Genomic DNA, 16,765 nt, shown 5'->3' with positions numbered 1-16,765 from the left:
TTCTAAACCTATGATATAATAAAAGTGTAGAATTGATTTTTATAGTGGGAGGGGAAAAGTTGTTTAAGTGTGAAGTCTGCGGCAAGCAAGCTGACAAACATCATATAGTCTATAGAAGTCAAGGTGGAATTGATTTTCCAATTAATTTTAAGTATCTTTGTTCTGAACATCATAGAGGTAAAAATGGTCCTCATAAAAATAGACAGTTAGATTTAAAATATAAGTTAGAAATGCAAGAGAAATTAGAAAAAATTTTATCAAAAGAATTTTATACCATAGATGAACTAGTCACGCTGCTTAAAATAAATAAAGGTATGCTAAAAAGGTTATTAAAAGAATATAAATTATATAAAGAAGGTTATAGAAGGTTAGATATAATATATAGGCTTATGGGTAGAAAACTGTATACTAAAGATATGTTAGAAGACTACTGTGATTTTATAGCAAACTTTTGATAAAATACGAAGTTTAAGTTGTGTAATGTGAATGACAAGTGAATGTTTTATGAACTCACTTGTCATTTTCTTCAAAATCGAGTACTGTATATATATCTAATATATCTTCATAAAGTATTTTTAATGAAAGGAGCCGTGACAATAATGAAAGAAAATTTGTTAATGCTTTTTAGTATAGAAGAGATTAGGAGTATTATTATGGGGCTTAAGATATCATTAGAATCAATATATAGAGGGGATACTGAAATATCTGGTGAAGAAGTAACTAATATAGAAAATATGCTTAAAAAAATGCAGTATGTTGAACATGAATATTCTGATAAAACAGATTAATAAAGTAATATTTTAATAAAAAATATCATATAATATGATACTTGCAATAAGAAGGGGGAAGTTATGAACATAGCTTTTTTTCTAACACCAAAGGAAGATGTTGTGCATGTTTGTATAGACAACACCATGAGACAAGCTCTTGAAAAAATGGAGCGAAGTGGATATACTGCTGTCCCAATTATAGATGATAGGGGAAAGTATGCAGGAACTCTGACGGAAGGTGATCTGCTCTGGAAAATAAAGGATACACAGGAATTTAATTTTAAGGATACGAGTAAAATTTATCTCAAGGATATAATTAAGAATATAAGGAATAAACCTGTTCACATTAATGAAGATATAGAAAATCTTATATCTCTAGCAGTAAATCAAAATTTTGTTCCTGTTGTAGATGATAATGATATATTTATAGGAATAATTAAGAGAAGCGAGATAATTAATTATTGTTATAAGCTGCTTGTCGAGAATTCTATGATATAATTGTGTGGATTTTTCGATATAAGGCAGGGTTAGTATTTCAAGCAGTTGAACTTGGAATACTAACTTTGCCTTTATTTACTCAAATGAATCATTGCTGTTATTGCGCATGGCTCTTGCTTTAGCATGTATAACTGCAGGATTACCACGTTTTAAATAACCAGTCTCTGAATTTCTACTTTCATCGCTGTGACTTAACATTGATTTAGTCTTATCATCTTGGTTATCAGGTTTTTTATTTTGCATGACTTTATCACCTCTTAAAAGTTTCTAATTTTAGTTTTAGAATATTAAAATAATTTTATACAAAGTTTATTTGAAATTTGTAATATGCATATAGGTTAAAATATATTATTTGGCTAATTGTTCAACGATATACCCAAAGCCATATTTTCTATAATCATCCCAGAATTTTTTGCGGTTTTCTGGAAACTTTACAGGTTTACTTAAACGCTGCTGCTCTATAAGAGATTCTTCCTTCGGACGTTTTTCATATTTCAATTCTTCGCTGCATTTTTCAAGGAGATCAGCACCTTTTTTATTGTTGATTAAAACTACAGAAACACCTTTTTTATTCATCAATTCAGGAGCGTACTTTTCAATTCCCCAATAATCTGCAATAGTAATATCTGATACACGATGTATGTCTGTAAATCTGCATTGTTCACAAGAAGGACGCATAATAGTTTTTTCTCCAAAGAAAAGTTGATAGAATCTTTTATCGTTGTGAATCTCTTGGCTATTTGAAGTGGTAAATAGGAATGCCTTTTTACTGTTTTCCCGACTCCAATCAATTATCTTAGATCGAAATTGAATACTGGTTAGTTTTCCGCCGTACTCTTTTTCTAATAGTCTTTTGTAATCTTCCCAAATTAAAGGACTTGGAATACTATGACAAATCAAATCACATAGGTATAGATTTTTGACCAATGGTGAATCGCCTATATATCCTCTCAATCCTGCGTTTTGACATGGAGTCCCAGTAAATAACACTTTCTTTTTATCGGCTAAGTCCTTTTTTATTTGTTGAAAAGTATCTCCCATGTTACTCTGTACGTATTTAGATATTCTCATTCGATTTCGCTGATCATAGTTTTCTGCTCTTTTATGTAACACATGAAATTTTTCGTCGAAGTCGGCACCATAAACTACTCCACCTTCCCGAAGTATTGCATCGGAAATTGCTGTAAAGATTCCTCCAGATGCAGAATTCATTAAAACATCTTCTGATCTGTGCTTAGCTGCTAAAAATTCTGGTATAGTTTTTCCTTTGTAATTTCCATCGCAAATTATAGGGCAAACATTTAAGCAGCTGTGACAATCTACACATAGTGCTTGGTCTATGACTGGATATAAAAATCCCTCCTCATCTGGTTTCATACAAATTGCCTGTGCAGGACAAATATTGTAACATGCACTACAACCGCAGCAATCTTCTTTTTTTAAATAAACTTTCTCCATGATAAACCCCTCCCTTATTTTAGTAAAAGATATAAATTAGTTATCTAAAATACTCTATATTAATTATAATTCTATGTTAATATAAAGTAGGATAACAGACAAACAGAATAGCTAGGTTCTGTTTTAAGAAGTGCAAAAGATGAATGACAAGAGTTTAAATTCAGTTTAAAATAAAGTGCTAAAATGAACTCAAGAGGTGTTTATTATGAGTAAAATATTAATAGCAGATGATGATAAAAATATAAATATGTTAATACAGTCATTACTGAAAAATGAAAATTATGAAATAGTAACTGCTTTTGATGGTAAAGAGGCCTTAAAAAAATTAGATGTTGAAAAAGTGGACATGGTTATTACAGATATTATGATGCCTAATATAAATGGATGGGAACTTTGTAAATAATATGGCAAAGCAGTTTTAAGCAATATGGAAATAATGCGTCAAGATTTTGTCTCAAACGTATCTCATGAAATACAATCGCCACTTACTTCTATACGGGGTTTTGCTGCATTATTACAAAATCAGAATTTATTCTGCGAAGAAAAGAAATCTTATTTAGGAATTATTCAAATGGAGACTAAAAGATTATTTAAGCTAAGCGATAATTTGTTAAAACTATCTGCTTTAGATTGTGGAACTGTTTGGATTAATTTATTAAGTAATGGAATTAAGTTTACACCTTATGAAAGCAAAATGTATGTATCAATTAAAAGAGAAGAAGCAAGTATTAAGGTAATAATTAAGGACAGCGGTATTAGTATAAGTGAAGAAGAACAAAGACATATATTTGAACGCTTTTATATGGTAGACAAATCGAGAAAAAGGGAACTTGGAGGGAATGGACTAGGTCTTGCTATTGCTAAAAAAATAGTTGACCTTCATAGAGGAACTATCAAAGTTGAAAGTGAGATAAATAAAGGAGCATCATTTATTGTATCACTTTCAACAGAAAAGTAATTTAAAATTAAATTTAAACTGTATTATAGCTTGTAAGTTTATAATGCAGTTTTTTGTTTTATTGTTTTTGCTAATAAAATATAAAATTTAGCAAGGTAGTTTAAATTCAGTTTAAATTAAGATGGTAGAATAACTTTGAAAAAAGAAATAAGAAAATTTATATAGAAACTGGAGGAATGAAAATGAGTAGAGTAGCAGTAATAACAGGAGCAACAAGTGGACTTGGTGCATCATATGCTAAGTATTTTGCAAGCATGGGATATGATTTAATTATAACAGGCAGAAGAAAAGATGTAATAGATAAATATGCGGATAAACTTAAAAATAAATATAGAATTAATGTAGATGTAGTTATAGCAGAACTTTCTAATAGAGAAGGTGTTGACCAAGTTATTGGTAAAATAAAAGAGAAAGGTATTTTCGTATTAGTAAACAATGCAGGTTTTGGAATGAAACCATATTTTTATGAAGCAGTATCAATAATTATTTGTAATAATTCACCAAAAAGTTTCCTTAACCTTTCAGCTAAATTTTTATCATGTCAAATAATCCACCTGATGATTCATATGTATTAATTCTACGATAGTACGAAAGAAATACATACAGGATAAGACTTACAGTTACATTTGCGATTTGAACATCAAAATCACAGCCCTATCGTCTAAGTTTTAGATTAATTTAATTACATACATAAAAATCCACAAAAATATGTATTTCAAGAGACTATCATCTCAAAATCACTAAACGAATGATTCCACTTATGATATATAATTTGCTGATTTAAATCTATTTTTATTATGTTTTATTAGCCATCTAAATAATCAAGTTTAAACAATATCTAATTCCATATTTGTATACATTGATGTATAAAATATTGTTGCCAGCTAATATATACTTTATAAGGAAAAACTTAATTCATACCCCGGAGTATGAATTAAGTTTGTAATTATCAAGCATATATCTAACAACAATGCTTGATACGCAATACTTTTATAAAGCTCATTAATTATAAGTTTATAATACTTGAACACTTATGGTAAACTATTGGGAGATAAGCCAAGGATTGTACTAAAATTGGAGATGAAAAAAATATATTCCATGCGCTTACAAGGAAATATACTTAAAGTAATTGGATATCTAAAAACATTATAATTTAATAGATAAATTTTCATATAAATCAAAAAACGACTGCGCTTTACCACATCCATATGCAGCATATTCAATTATTAAGAATCTATCTTCTCTAATATTTGGACAAAAGTATATTTATAATATGCAAAGATGGATGAATATAAAATTTGATTTTATATCTGACAGTGCGGTTAGGTTATTTCTATAAAATAATAAAAGTTTAAATGAAGCAGGAAATGAAACAGAAGGTGTAATTTAATAATATCATAACATGGACGTTAAAATTTATTGCTTTTTTATAAAAATACAACATTTACAGATAATTAAGGCTATGTTTTAATATAGTGTTGAAATTAGCACATAATTAAAGAAGGGTTGTCCTCCTTTGGCTCATTTAAATATTATGGGCTACTTTTCGCCAAATCTATCAATTAAGTATCCTAATAAACTACTGTAAATTTCAAATAGTTCGAGCCACTTGAACCAGTACATATAGTTACTGATATATTTAGTGGCAACACCATTAAATCTATTCATCCACTTTTTTAATTTGCTGTGAACAGCATTAATGTGCTGAATATGATATATTCCTTCTTTATGTTTTCCTCTTTTTACACGCTTATGGTCTAATGAAAAATCATGGGCGAATTGAACATAACTCTTATGACTATCAGTACAAAGGATAGAGTTATCCCCTATACGACCACCATAGAGCCTTTCTAATTCTTGATGTGTCATTCTTACCTTTACACAGTAATTCTATGATTAAATTACCCTGTCTATCAATAGTAGTGGCTATACATACTTGTTCGTTAGATTATACCTCTCTTTTTAACCTGTTTACCTCTTTTACGAGATTTTCTTGGCATTTTAGAAGGCTTTGCACCTTTAAAACTTTCAGCAAAGAATACTTCATCAGCCTCAATAACACCTTCAACAGGGCCTATGCCAAAAAATGCTCTTATAAGTAGCAGAGTTGGTGAAGTCGGTAAAAGTCTTTCTGCATGATTTACATATATATCGTTGTTTCCCATTATATTTTCCGTTTCTTGATATAGTTTCAGCACCACAATGAGGGCAGACTTTTCCCTTGGCAAATCTAAATTCTTTAACTTCCTGTGTAATCTGGCTTACCTGTGAACCTAATACAAGCACTTCTTCTAAAAAAGAATATATATGCTGTTGTTGGTATAACGTTAATCTTTGTATTTGTTCTATTAAATCGCTTGAATTCGCCATAATCATGCCCTCCTTTCATCGAATGCAGCATAATTATAGTATATTCACAAGTTTGTGCCAAATTTCAACATTGATTTAAAACATAGCCATAATTAAAAACCAAAATGATATTATATATAATTAAATGATGACATATGAGCCTAACAAATTTCATCATATCTTTATATTCGGATTACTTTACTTAATAGTATTTACAAATGCAATAAGGTATGCCATGTTTTTCTTGTAATTTATAGCAGTGAGGGAACGAGAAAAATGGCATTTTACTTTAAAGTATATTTAATTGAGTATCACTTTTTATAACGTCTCATATACTATTAACGATGAGGTTTTAATCGTATTAATATAAAGGAGTATTATGTATGTATTATAGACAATTTTCCTGTTGTCCTTACTACATGAATCAAACTCAAAAGTTTAGAAATAAAGTACAAAAATTTGCAGCTTTTAGTGGTACCGTTATAAGGATTGGAGATTTTTACCCTGATCAAAGTGATACATCAAGGGGATGCTATAAATTAATGTCACTTGAAAGCAAAGACAAGGGCCCGGTAAATTTTATGGTATCTCCAGGAACTTACTTTGTAGATCATGAAGTGGTAGAGGCAGGAGATGAGGTAACTGGATTTTATGATGCAAATGCCCCTGCCATTCTTATTTATCCTCCGCAGTATCCTGCAATTGTTATGGCAAAAAATACAGAATATCAAAATGTTACAGTAGACTATTTTAATAATCAACTTATAAGCAGCGGTGGAAATTTAAAACTAAATATCGGCCCAGCAACTGAGGTAATTCTAACAAACGATCAGATTTTTAATAGGCACCCTGGAAATAGAAATCTAATTGTTGTCTATGGACCTACAACCAAGAGCATACCTGCCCAAACTACTCCATATAGAATCATTATTCTTTGCTAAATCAAGTTATTGTTTATTAGTGCATGCAATTTGCTTACAACATACTTTGTCTATCAAAAGAAATTGGAATGCCTTTAAATGCTTTGAAAAGCTTAACAAAGGCATTCACTTATCCTTTTAGTTAAGTCAATTCAAGGAAAGATGGCAGTTAACGTGCCTTCTGAAGGATATTTTTAAAGAGGTATGACCACATTACTATCCTAGGTTGTTTATCTATAAAACTAAGGTTAAAGTAGTTCCAACTCCTAGTGAGCTTTCTATGGAAATAGAGGCTTCATGAATATCCAATACTTGTTTTGCTATAGCCATACCTAAGCCTGAGCCTTCTTTTGAAGATGAGGTGTTCGTACCTCTATAATATCTTTCAAATATATGTTTTAAATCCTCAGGGCTTATACCATTTCCGTTATCCTTTATTTCTATATAAATGTTATCCATTTTATAAATAGAAACATTAATTTTAACATCTTCATCATTATGAATTATTGAATTGAAGATTAAATTAACCAAACATCTTTTAAATAAAGCTTCATCTACATATGCACATATAATTTCTTCTGAAGGTTCAAAAGTTATATTCCTATTTGAATATAATGGATGATTTAAGATTTCTATAATTATGTTTTGCAGTAAATGTACAAGGTTTACTTCTTTTTTATCTAATGTAAAAGCCTTATTTTTTATCTTGTAAGTTAAATTTAGATCACCAATTAAGCCTTCAATATAAGAAGCTTTATCATATATTATAGCTGAATAATCTAAAATTTCTTCTCTAGAAAAAGTGTATTCAGTATCCTTCATAAGCTCCGAATAGCCTTTTACAGAGGATAGGGGAGTTTTTACATCATGAGATATGGAAGAAATCCAGGTATCTCTCATTTTATCTAATTCATCTCGTTTGTTTTTATTGTCTCTAAGAGTTATTCCTAAATTATTTAAATTCTTGAATACATTTTTGTAAATGCCTTTTTCTTCAAATTTAATTTCATAGTTTCCGCAAGAAAGCTCATTTATTCCTTCTATAATATTTTCTAAAGGTTTTCCTAATTTTTTACCAAATAGGAAATAGGATAAAATTATTGCTGTAACTATATTTATAAGTACTAAAATAAGAAATCCGTTCCAGATAAATTGTTTTGTTGAAGAAGGATTAAAAATAAGAGTATATTTTCCAACAGTATTCATAGGAAAACCTATTATATAAGTGAAATTTTTATTATTTAGTTCTTTTGCACTTACAAATACAGAAGAATTAGCAATATCATACTTATAAATATGTGCAAATTTTATAGGAGTATATTGCGCAGGAACTTCTTTAGGTTTATTGCATGAATAAACCTCTTTAAAGCTATTATCTATTATCTGAATCCATGCAGACTCTTTTTCAAGAGCTTTTTTACCATCATCCTTTAAATAAGGAGTATTATCGTTTATATATATGTAATCAGAAAAATTTAATGTAAATCTTTCAGGGCTAAAATAAGATGAATTTTGAGTATATACAACTAATTGAAAGTAAACAAATAAATTTAATACAAATTCTACAATCACTATAATTATAAGTGTAATTAAAAATTTTCTAGTTAGAGATAAGTTTGTGCTTAATTTCTTTAAAAGTCTCATTTTATTCTTCCCTTATAAGCTTATATTCTAAGCCTTTAACAGTTATTATATGTTTAGGGTTGGATGGAATATCTTCTAGCTTTTCTCTTAATTTTCTTATATGCACCATTATAGTATTATCGTATCCTTCAAAATCATCTCCCCATACCGCATCGCATAACATTTGCTTGCTTAATATTTGGTTTGAATTTTTAGCCATGTAAGATAACAGTGTGTATTCTCTTGGTGTAAGAGATACAAGCTCATTATTCTTTAAAACTTCTCCTTTATGAAAATCAATAATTATGCTTCCAAAGTTTATTTTGTCTTCTTTTATGGACAATTCTTTTTTTATGTATAAGTTTCTTCTTAAATGAGCTTTAATTCTAAAAGCTACTTCCTTTGGACTAAAAGGCTTGGTTACATAATCATCTCCACCAAGACCTAGTGCTAAAATCTTATCCATATCTTCAGATTTTGCAGATAAAAAAATAATAGGAACAAAAGAAAACTCCCTTATTTTTTTGCACACATCAAAGCCATCCATATGAGGCATCATTACATCTAATACAATTAAATCTGGATTTTCACTTTTGCATAAACTAATACCATCTATTCCATTACTAGCCTTAATTATTCGTCTAAAGCCCTCTTTTTTAAGAACAGTTTCTATAAGCTTCAAAATTTCAGCTTCATCATCAATTAAAAGAATTTTTCTATCTAAAACTTCATTCTGCATAGTAACCTCCCAGATATTTTATATATTTTTTATTATAACATCTATTTTTATATATTTAGAAAAATATCTAAACTTTAAGGTTCCGTTAAGGTTCTTATAAAGATGAGTTAAGTTTGGCAGCTTAGGATTATAGATATAAACGGCAATACAAAAAATTATGAATTTAAAGTATCAATTCAGTAAAATGTTTTATTAAAGAAAGGTAGGACTAAAAATGTCACAATTTATTATTGAAACAAAAAATTTAAATAAGAAATTTGAGAGCTTTAGAGCGGTAAGGGACTTAAGCTTACAAGTACGAAAGGGAAGAATATATGGCTTTTTAGGGCCTAATGGTGCTGGTAAGTCTACAACTATACGTATGATTTTAGGGCTTATGAAGCCTACTAGTGGTGAAATAAATATATTTGGTAAAGATTTAAGAAAAAACAAAATGGAGATTTTAAGAAAAATAGGGGCTATTGTAGAATCACCATCTTACTATGGAAACTTAACTGCATATGAAAATTTGCAGGTAACAGCAAAGCTTTTAGATTTAGATGATAAAAGTATTGATGAGGCATTAGAGATAGTAAAGCTTACTAAATTTAAAGATAGACAGGCTAAAAAGTTTTCTCTTGGAATGAAACAGAGATTAGGAATTGCTCAGGCGTTAATTTCAAAACCAGAATTATTGATATTAGATGAGCCTACAAATGGCTTAGATCCTTCAGGAATACATGAAATAAGAGAACTTATAAAAGGCCTCCCTAAAATCTCAAATATCACAGTAATAATATCAAGTCATATTTTAAGCGAAATAGAGCTTATGGCAGATGATATCGGAATTATAAATAAAGGAGATCTCTTGTTTCAAGGAACTTTAGAAGAGCTCCACAGTAGAAGTAAAGGGGAAATCTGTATATGTTCGCAAAACTTAGAGGAAACAATAAAGACTTTAAATGATTATGGATATAGAACAAAAGTAGAAAATAACAATATATTTATAAAACCTAAAGAGATTAGTGCAGATGAATTACTTAAACAATTGATATTAAAAGGCAATAAAATATTTAAATTTGTAGAAGTTGAAAAAAGCCTTGAACAAATATTCATTGATGTTACTGAAGGGGGTAAGGCTATATGAGTTTAGCATTAATTTTAAAATCTGAATTTATGAAGTACAAAAGAAGTGCTTTATATAAAATAGCATTTGGTATCCCTATACTTTCTCTTGTTCTACTTTTTATAGATTTGCATTTAAGGTTTGATTGGCTAACTTCTGGTAAGAGACTTAAACAAGCAATGGAAATGGGCATTAATGACAAGTTAGGTATCTTAATTTATACAAATCATCTAGAGGCATTATGGTTTTTCTTTTTACTTACACTAATCGTTCTGCTGTCTGTTATAGTAAATTATGCTGAATACAGCGAAAACACTTGGAAACAGGTACTGTCAAGACCAGTAGATAGGTGGAAGATATATTTTTCAAAATGGGTAGTAATTTTTATATTTACTATTATAGCTATAATCATAAATACTCTCGGGGTGATAGCTATGAAAAACCTATTTAAAGCAGATGGAAGCTATATACTAATACTAAAATATTTTATATTTCAAGTTGTTACTGCTTTAGGAGTTATAAGTATTCAACAATTTATCAGCTGTTATATTAAAAACTCTTTGCTTGCAGCAGGAATTGGCTTTGCAGGTGTAATGAGTGCTTATATGATGGCTCAAAGCAAAATCTTGGGGAATATTTTTCCCTATTCATGTTTTTTAAGAGCAATGCCTTTTAATGATGGAAGTGACTCACAGACAGCAGCGATTTTTGGGATTATTTCTTGTGTTATATGGTTAGCTGTAGGAATTTTAGAGTTTAAAAATAGAGATATATAGGAAGTTAATTTGAAAGTGAACTTTTGTGCCTTGAGCACATAGAAAGGAATGATGATTATTATGAAAAAGTTATTAGAAGTAGAGTTTTTGAAGTTAAGACATTCTAATATCCTTGCTCTAGCAATGTTTTTACCATTATTTTTTGTGGCATTAGGATTTACAAACTTTATAAGGTATAAGGAGTTATTTACCTCAAAAGGACAAAATATATGGCAGCAGATTTATACTCAAAGCGCAATGTTTTATGGATTATTCATACTTTCCTTATTTGTTACTATAGTAATGGCTATAATAGTTAGAATAGAAAATAGTGAAAACAACTTTAGAAGAATTTTAACTCTCTCAGTAAAAAGGAAACAGATTTATTTAGCAAAATTTTTAGTGGGAGCTGGTATTGTATTTTTAAACTTACTTGGATTTATGCTTATGGTTATAGCTGCAGGAAGTATATTAGCAGGAAATAGTAAAATACCTTTAGGTATAATATATGGTCCTCTATTAGCTTTTATTGCACTTATCCCAGTTATGGCAATACAATATTATTTAAGTATGAGATTTTCTAATATAGGAGTTGCATTAGGCATAGGAGCAATCTTTTCTATACCTTCAGTATTAATATCTAATACTAGGTTTTGGATTTTCTTCCCTTGGACATATCCAGGAAGAGCTATTTTGACTGGAGCTAATACACATCCTTTTGAAACAGGAATTTACATGTATGTCATTGGAATAGTTATAGCTATTTTATTTATTCTTAAAGGTATGTATGAATTTGAAAAAATTGATGTTGTGTAAATCTTTTCAAGTCTATTTTTCTCCGCTTATGAAAATATATGTTGAAAATTGTTCACTTTAAGCTAAAGTTATGTAATAATAAAATATTGAGAAAACATTTTTCTTGTCGATATTTTTAAATTTGGTAACAAAAATAGTGAATTAATAATTTTAGTATAGTGAGGAGCAGACTATGAAGATAGGATTTGATCACAAGAAGTATTTAGAAGAACAATCAAAATATATTTTAGAAAGAGTTAATAACTATGATAAATTATATTTAGAATTTGGTGGAAAGTTATTATTTGACCTTCATGCAAAGAGGGTTTTACCTGGATTTGATGAGAATGCAAAAATAAAGCTTTTACATAAATTAAAAGAAAAAGCTGAAATAATTATTTGCGTATATGCAGGAGATATAGAAAGAAACAAAATAAGAGGAGACTTTGGAATCACTTATGATGTGGATGTTTTAAGATTAATAGATGATTTTAGAGAGTATGATCTTGATGTAAATAGTGTTGTAATTACTAGATATAACGGGCAGCCTGCAGCAACGGTTTTTATAAATAAACTTGAGCGCAGAGGTATAAAAGTATATAAACATCAAGCTACTAAAGGATATCCTACAGATGTAGATACAATTGTAAGTGATGAGGGATATGGTAAAAATCCATATATTGAAACAACTAAACCTATAGTAGTTGTAACAGCGCCGGGCCCAGGAAGTGGGAAACTTGCAACATGTCTTAGCCAGCTTTACCACGAAAGTAAAAGAGGAAAAGCTGCTGGATACTCAAAGTTTGAAACTTTCCCAGTATGGAATATTCCTTTAAAACACCCTTTAAATATAGCTTATGAAGCTGCAACAGTAGATCTTAAAGATGTAAACTTAGTTGATTCATTCCATCTTGATGCTTATAATAAGGTAGCTGTAAACTATAACCGTGATATAGAAGCTTTTCCTGTACTTAAGAGAATTATTGAAAAGATAACAGGTAAAGAATCCGTATACAAATCTCCAACAGATATGGGGGTTAACAGAGTAGGGTTTAGTATTGTTGATGATGAAGTTGTTAAAGAAGCATCTAGACAAGAAATAATAAGAAGATATTTCAAAACAGGCTGTGAGTATAAAAAAGGTTATGTAGACAAAGAAACCTTCCAAAGAGCTAAACTAATTATGGAAGAACTTAATTTAAAACAAGAGGATAGAAAAGTTGTTGTCCCTGCAAGGGAAAAATCTGCTAAATTAAAGGAAACAGCAGGAGAAAATGATATTTGTCCAGTTGTAGCAATAGAACTTAATGATGGAACAATATTAACTGGTAAAAGCTCAGATTTATTAGATTCAACAGCAGCGGTAATTTTAAATGCTATTAAGCATTTTGCTAATATATCTGATGAAATTCATCTTATATCACCAGTTATACTTGAGCCAATCATAAATTTAAAATCAAAAACATTGGGAAATAAGAATACTGCATTAAGTTGTGAAGAGGTATTAATGGCACTTAGCATATGCGCAGCTACAAACCCCATGTCACAAATGGCTATGGAGAAATTAACAATGTTAAAAGGATGCCAAGCCCACTCAACTACAATTTTAAGTACACATGATGAGCAAACATTTAGAAAGCTTGGTATAGACATAACTTGTGATCCAGAATATCCATCAGAAAGCCTTTGTTATAATTCTTAATCATATAAATTTATCGACAGGTGATATTCATCTGTCGATAAAACCCGCGATAGCCGCGGGTTTTAATTTATGGTTATAGTGGAGAATTTAATATTACAAACTTTAACAATCCTTTAGACATAGAAACTATGTCATCATTTGAAATGTTTGATAAATCATGTACACTACTTTTTAAAGTAATTAATTTTACTTTGGCATGTTCTTCAATACATTTATCATAAAGTTCTTTTGAGCTTTTATAAGGGACCATAGGATCCAAATTACTGTGTATTATTAATGTATTTGGAATTCCCTTACTAACATAATTTATAGGATTGAATTTTTTTATCACAGTATTCTTATCTTTTATTGAATTATAAATTTTTGATAAGTCATAATTTAAATCATTTGTATTTAAAAGGCTTAAATCAGTTGGACCTGCAAAATCAATTAAATATTTAATTTTAGATGGATACTTACTTAAATCTTTATCATCTGTAAACTCATCACTGCCGCTGTAACTAGCTAGAAGAGAAAGATGAGCACCAGATGAAACACCAATAACTCCTATTTCATTTGGATCAAGATTGTAATTAGATTTATTTTTATATATCCATCTTATAGTATCCTTAACATCTGCAGCTTGTTTATTGAAATTAGCCTTATCCCTACTGAGTTCATAAGAAGTACTAATAATTGTGTATCCTTCTTCTCTGAAAGTATTAAGTACAGGACTTAACGCATCTGGAATACTTTTATCACCATAAACCCAGCTGCCGCCGTGAACATATAAAATCACTGGTGAGGGACCGCCATTCTTCTTTAGTGAAGAATAAATATCCAGTGTTAGTGGGACTCCATTAGTATTTTTATATACAACATCTTTGTAATTCATGGATTTGGACATTTTTAATCCATCAACTTTTTGATTTGTCATATTAAGATTTTTTAAAGAAACATATTTGTTAACTAAATTATAAGTTAATATGATTCTTTTATGAAAAACAGCAATAAAAATAATGAGTGCAGCAGCTAAAACAATTAACAATCGTTTTAAAAATTTTTTCATTAAACTTCACGATACCCAGCAATAAACTTAACTTAAAGTTTTATTATTAGGCTATCCTCCCTTCATTATAAGTTGAAAATTACACGACCAACAAGCTTCATGAACCCATTATATATATATCATTTTCTATAAAAAAAATCAATAAACACAATAAAGTATATGCTAATTAGCATGTAAAAAGAAGAGATAAGGCAAAACTATATAAAAGTATGATATACTAAGTAATAAATTAAATGGTCTGAAGGGAAGTTGATGGCAATAAGTATGTATAAAGTTTTAATTGTTGAAGATGATATGATAATTGCAAAATCAATGAAAAATTGTCTCTGTAAGTGGAATTATGAAACTAAATATATAGTTGATTTTAAAGATGTTATTGCACAATTTGTTCAGTTTGATCCGCATCTTGTGCTTTTGGATATATCTCTGCCATTTTTAAATGGTTATCACTGGTGCAGCGAAATTCGAAAAATATCAAAGGTTCCTATTATTTTTGTTTCTTCTATGTCTGATAATATGAATATTATTATGGCTGTAAATATGGGCGGTGATGACTTTATTGCAAAGCCCTTTGATTTAAACATTCTTGTGGCAAAGGTGCAGGCACTTTTAAGAAGGACCTATTCCTTTAGCGGTAAGATGGACGTAATTGAGTATAAAGGCGTAGTATTAAACCTCAGCAGCGCCGCTGTTGAATACAAGGATAATAAACTGGAGCTTACAAAAAATGAATTTAAGATTCTTCAGATTTTACTTGAGAATACTGGTAAAGTAATACCTCGAGATGTTATTATGGTAAGGCTGTGGGAAAGTGACAGCTATATAGATGATAATACTTTAACTGTTAATGTTACTCGTCTTAGAAAAAAGCTTTCAGAAGTTGGTATTTGCGATTTTATTAAAACGAAAAAAGGTATCGGGTATATGGTGGAATGATATGAAAGAAAAATCTTTTTTATGGGTTGTATTATGGTATATTAAAGATCACAGAAAAACAATAGTAATGGATAGTGTTTTTCTTGCTATTTTTGCTGCAGTCTTTTCGCTATATTCTTTACCACTTGAGTCAATTGTATATGCATTTTTTTTATCAGCCTGTACAGCTTTTATCTTCATAATTTGTGATTTTATGAAGTATTATAAAAAGCATAACGAGCTGTATATTCTAGAAAAACAAATCAGCACAGGTTTAGAAAAATTGCCGCTTACTAGCAGCTTAATTGAAATTGACTATCAAAATATTTTAAGAGCTCTTTATAGTCAAAAAATAGAATTGATTTCAAAGATAGATATTAAGCAGACAGATATGATGGATTACTATACTCTTTGGGCACATCAAATTAAGACGCCAATTGCTGCGATGAGATTATTATTACAAAGTGACTATACTGAACAAAATAAGGAATTATTAGAACAAACCTTTAAAATTGAGCAGTATGTTGAAATGGTGTTAGGCTATTTAAAAATTGATGGTGTATCAGCGGATTTAGTGCTTCAAAACTACAGCTTGTTAGGAATTGTAAAACAAGCCATTAGAAAATACGCCCCAATATTTATTAGAAAAAAGATAGCCCTTGAGTTAAAAGAAATGGATTGTTCTGTGCTTACAGATGAAAAGTGGCTGGTATTTGTAATTGAACAGATACTTTCTAATGCTCTTAAATATACAAGCAGCGGAAAAGTATCAATATACATGGAGGATGAGGTAGAAAAGGTGCTTGTAATTGAGGACACGGGAATAGGTATTTCTAGAGAGGATTTGCCGAGAGTGTTTGAAAAAGGTTTTACTGGATATAATGGACGTATGGATAAAAAGGCAACTGGGATTGGACTTTATCTTTGTAAAAAGATACTAGATAAGCTTTCCCATAGAATAACTATTACCTCTAAGATTAATGTTGGAACAAGGGTAAAAATTGACCTTTCCTCTGTGAAAACTATGATTGAGTGAGTCTATAGACATCCACACCAGACACTTAACATATACCTGCGTATAAGTTGAGTGTCTGGTGTGGTTATCTCTAATCTTACAGTGATGTAAGGTT

General features: G+C 29.6%; 18 protein-coding genes and 1 pseudogene. 13 read left to right on the top strand and 6 right to left on the bottom strand.

The window, feature by feature from the left end:
• Positions 1-59 precede the first annotated feature (59 nt).
• The 3 genes from EBB51_RS09230 to EBB51_RS09220 all read left to right on the top strand — a co-directional run bounded on the left by EBB51_RS09230 (position 60) and on the right by EBB51_RS09220 (position 1,268).
• Positions 60-455, top strand: a complete 396-nt coding sequence (locus EBB51_RS09230) for an HNH endonuclease (protein ID WP_123054204.1) — start codon at positions 60-62, stop codon at positions 453-455.
• A 144-nt stretch (positions 456-599) separates the two neighbouring features.
• The gene (locus EBB51_RS09225; RefSeq protein ID WP_123054203.1) at positions 600-788 is read left to right on the top strand and encodes a hypothetical protein; all 189 of its coding nucleotides are present in this window, start codon (positions 600-602) and stop codon (positions 786-788) included.
• 63 nt (positions 789-851) lie between these two features.
• Positions 852-1,268 carry a CBS domain-containing protein gene (locus EBB51_RS09220; RefSeq protein WP_123054202.1) on the top strand — a complete coding sequence of 139 codons (417 nt, stop codon included), beginning with the start codon at positions 852-854 and terminating at the stop codon, positions 1,266-1,268.
• 75 nt (positions 1,269-1,343) lie between these two features.
• Here the strand turns inward: EBB51_RS09220 and EBB51_RS13685 are convergent, their stop codons facing one another.
• Both EBB51_RS13685 and EBB51_RS09215 read right to left on the bottom strand, forming a co-directional pair.
• Complete coding sequence (locus EBB51_RS13685) at positions 1,344-1,511, bottom strand: hypothetical protein (RefSeq protein WP_190285257.1); 168 nt, start codon at positions 1,509-1,511, stop codon at positions 1,344-1,346.
• Positions 1,512-1,616: 105 nt separating this feature from the next.
• Entirely contained in the window at positions 1,617-2,726 is a 1,110-nt protein-coding gene (locus tag EBB51_RS09215) for a Coenzyme F420 hydrogenase/dehydrogenase, beta subunit C-terminal domain (protein ID WP_123054201.1), read from the bottom strand.
• A gap of 205 nt (positions 2,727-2,931) precedes the next feature.
• Here EBB51_RS09215 and EBB51_RS09210 point away from each other — a divergent pair, with 205 nt between their 5' ends.
• The 3 genes from EBB51_RS09210 to EBB51_RS09200 all read left to right on the top strand — a co-directional run bounded on the left by EBB51_RS09210 (position 2,932) and on the right by EBB51_RS09200 (position 4,259).
• The gene (locus tag EBB51_RS09210; protein WP_123054200.1) at positions 2,932-3,129 is read left to right on the top strand and encodes a response regulator; all 198 of its coding nucleotides are present in this window, start codon (positions 2,932-2,934) and stop codon (positions 3,127-3,129) included.
• A 24-nt stretch (positions 3,130-3,153) separates the two neighbouring features.
• Positions 3,154-3,684: a HAMP domain-containing sensor histidine kinase gene (locus EBB51_RS09205; protein WP_123054199.1), complete on the top strand. Its 531-nt coding sequence runs from the start codon at positions 3,154-3,156 to the stop codon at positions 3,682-3,684.
• Positions 3,685-3,866: 182 nt separating this feature from the next.
• On the top strand, positions 3,867-4,259 hold the full coding sequence (locus EBB51_RS09200; RefSeq protein ID WP_190285256.1) for an SDR family NAD(P)-dependent oxidoreductase: 393 nt from the start codon (positions 3,867-3,869) through the stop codon (positions 4,257-4,259).
• Between the two features lie 1,015 nt (positions 4,260-5,274).
• On the opposite strand, the pseudogene EBB51_RS09195 reads toward EBB51_RS09200, so the two are convergent.
• Positions 5,275-6,054 (bottom strand): annotated as a pseudogene (locus tag EBB51_RS09195) (IS1595 family transposase); the annotation flags it as partial.
• 362 nt (positions 6,055-6,416) lie between these two features.
• On the opposite strand from EBB51_RS09195, the gene EBB51_RS09190 reads away from it, so the two are divergent.
• A complete protein-coding gene (locus tag EBB51_RS09190; RefSeq protein ID WP_123054197.1) occupies positions 6,417-6,974 on the top strand; it encodes a hypothetical protein in 558 nt (185 codons plus the stop codon).
• A gap of 213 nt (positions 6,975-7,187) precedes the next feature.
• On the opposite strand, the gene EBB51_RS09185 is transcribed toward EBB51_RS09190, so the two are convergent.
• Both EBB51_RS09185 and EBB51_RS09180 read right to left on the bottom strand, forming a co-directional pair.
• The gene (locus EBB51_RS09185) at positions 7,188-8,597 is read right to left on the bottom strand and encodes a HAMP domain-containing sensor histidine kinase (RefSeq protein WP_123054196.1); all 1,410 of its coding nucleotides are present in this window, start codon (positions 8,595-8,597) and stop codon (positions 7,188-7,190) included.
• Position 8,598: 1 nt separating this feature from the next.
• Entirely contained in the window at positions 8,599-9,315 is a 717-nt protein-coding gene (locus tag EBB51_RS09180; protein ID WP_123054195.1) for a response regulator transcription factor, read from the bottom strand.
• A 214-nt stretch (positions 9,316-9,529) separates the two neighbouring features.
• Here EBB51_RS09180 and EBB51_RS09175 point away from each other — a divergent pair, with 214 nt between their 5' ends.
• From EBB51_RS09175 to EBB51_RS09160, 4 genes are all read left to right on the top strand, one after another.
• Positions 9,530-10,441, top strand: a complete 912-nt coding sequence (locus EBB51_RS09175) for an ABC transporter ATP-binding protein (protein ID WP_123054194.1) — start codon at positions 9,530-9,532, stop codon at positions 10,439-10,441.
• The gene (locus EBB51_RS09170; protein ID WP_123054193.1) at positions 10,438-11,196 is read left to right on the top strand and encodes an ABC transporter permease; all 759 of its coding nucleotides are present in this window, start codon (positions 10,438-10,440) and stop codon (positions 11,194-11,196) included. The genes EBB51_RS09175 and EBB51_RS09170 overlap by 4 nt, the downstream gene beginning before the upstream one ends.
• A gap of 60 nt (positions 11,197-11,256) precedes the next feature.
• On the top strand, positions 11,257-11,991 hold the full coding sequence (locus EBB51_RS09165; RefSeq protein WP_190285255.1) for an ABC transporter permease: 735 nt from the start codon (positions 11,257-11,259) through the stop codon (positions 11,989-11,991).
• 172 nt (positions 11,992-12,163) lie between these two features.
• Complete coding sequence (locus EBB51_RS09160) at positions 12,164-13,672, top strand: DUF1846 domain-containing protein (RefSeq protein ID WP_123054191.1); 1,509 nt, start codon at positions 12,164-12,166, stop codon at positions 13,670-13,672.
• 73 nt (positions 13,673-13,745) lie between these two features.
• On the opposite strand, the gene EBB51_RS09155 is transcribed toward EBB51_RS09160, so the two are convergent.
• A complete protein-coding gene (locus EBB51_RS09155) occupies positions 13,746-14,720 on the bottom strand; it encodes an alpha/beta hydrolase (RefSeq protein WP_123054190.1) in 975 nt (324 codons plus the stop codon).
• 264 nt (positions 14,721-14,984) lie between these two features.
• On the opposite strand from EBB51_RS09155, the gene EBB51_RS09150 reads away from it, so the two are divergent.
• Complete coding sequence (locus EBB51_RS09150; protein ID WP_123055031.1) at positions 14,985-15,656, top strand: response regulator transcription factor; 672 nt, start codon at positions 14,985-14,987, stop codon at positions 15,654-15,656.
• A 1-nt stretch (position 15,657) separates the two neighbouring features.
• Positions 15,658-16,671, top strand: coding sequence for a sensor histidine kinase (locus EBB51_RS09145; protein ID WP_123054189.1), 1,014 nt, complete (start codon positions 15,658-15,660; stop codon positions 16,669-16,671).
• Positions 16,672-16,765: the final 94 nt, after the last annotated feature.

The organism is Clostridium sp. JN-1 (genome assembly GCF_003718715.1).
Taxonomy (GTDB): domain Bacteria; phylum Bacillota; class Clostridia; order Clostridiales; family Clostridiaceae; genus Clostridium_AV.
This window is presented reverse-complemented; position numbering and strand designations above follow the sequence as displayed.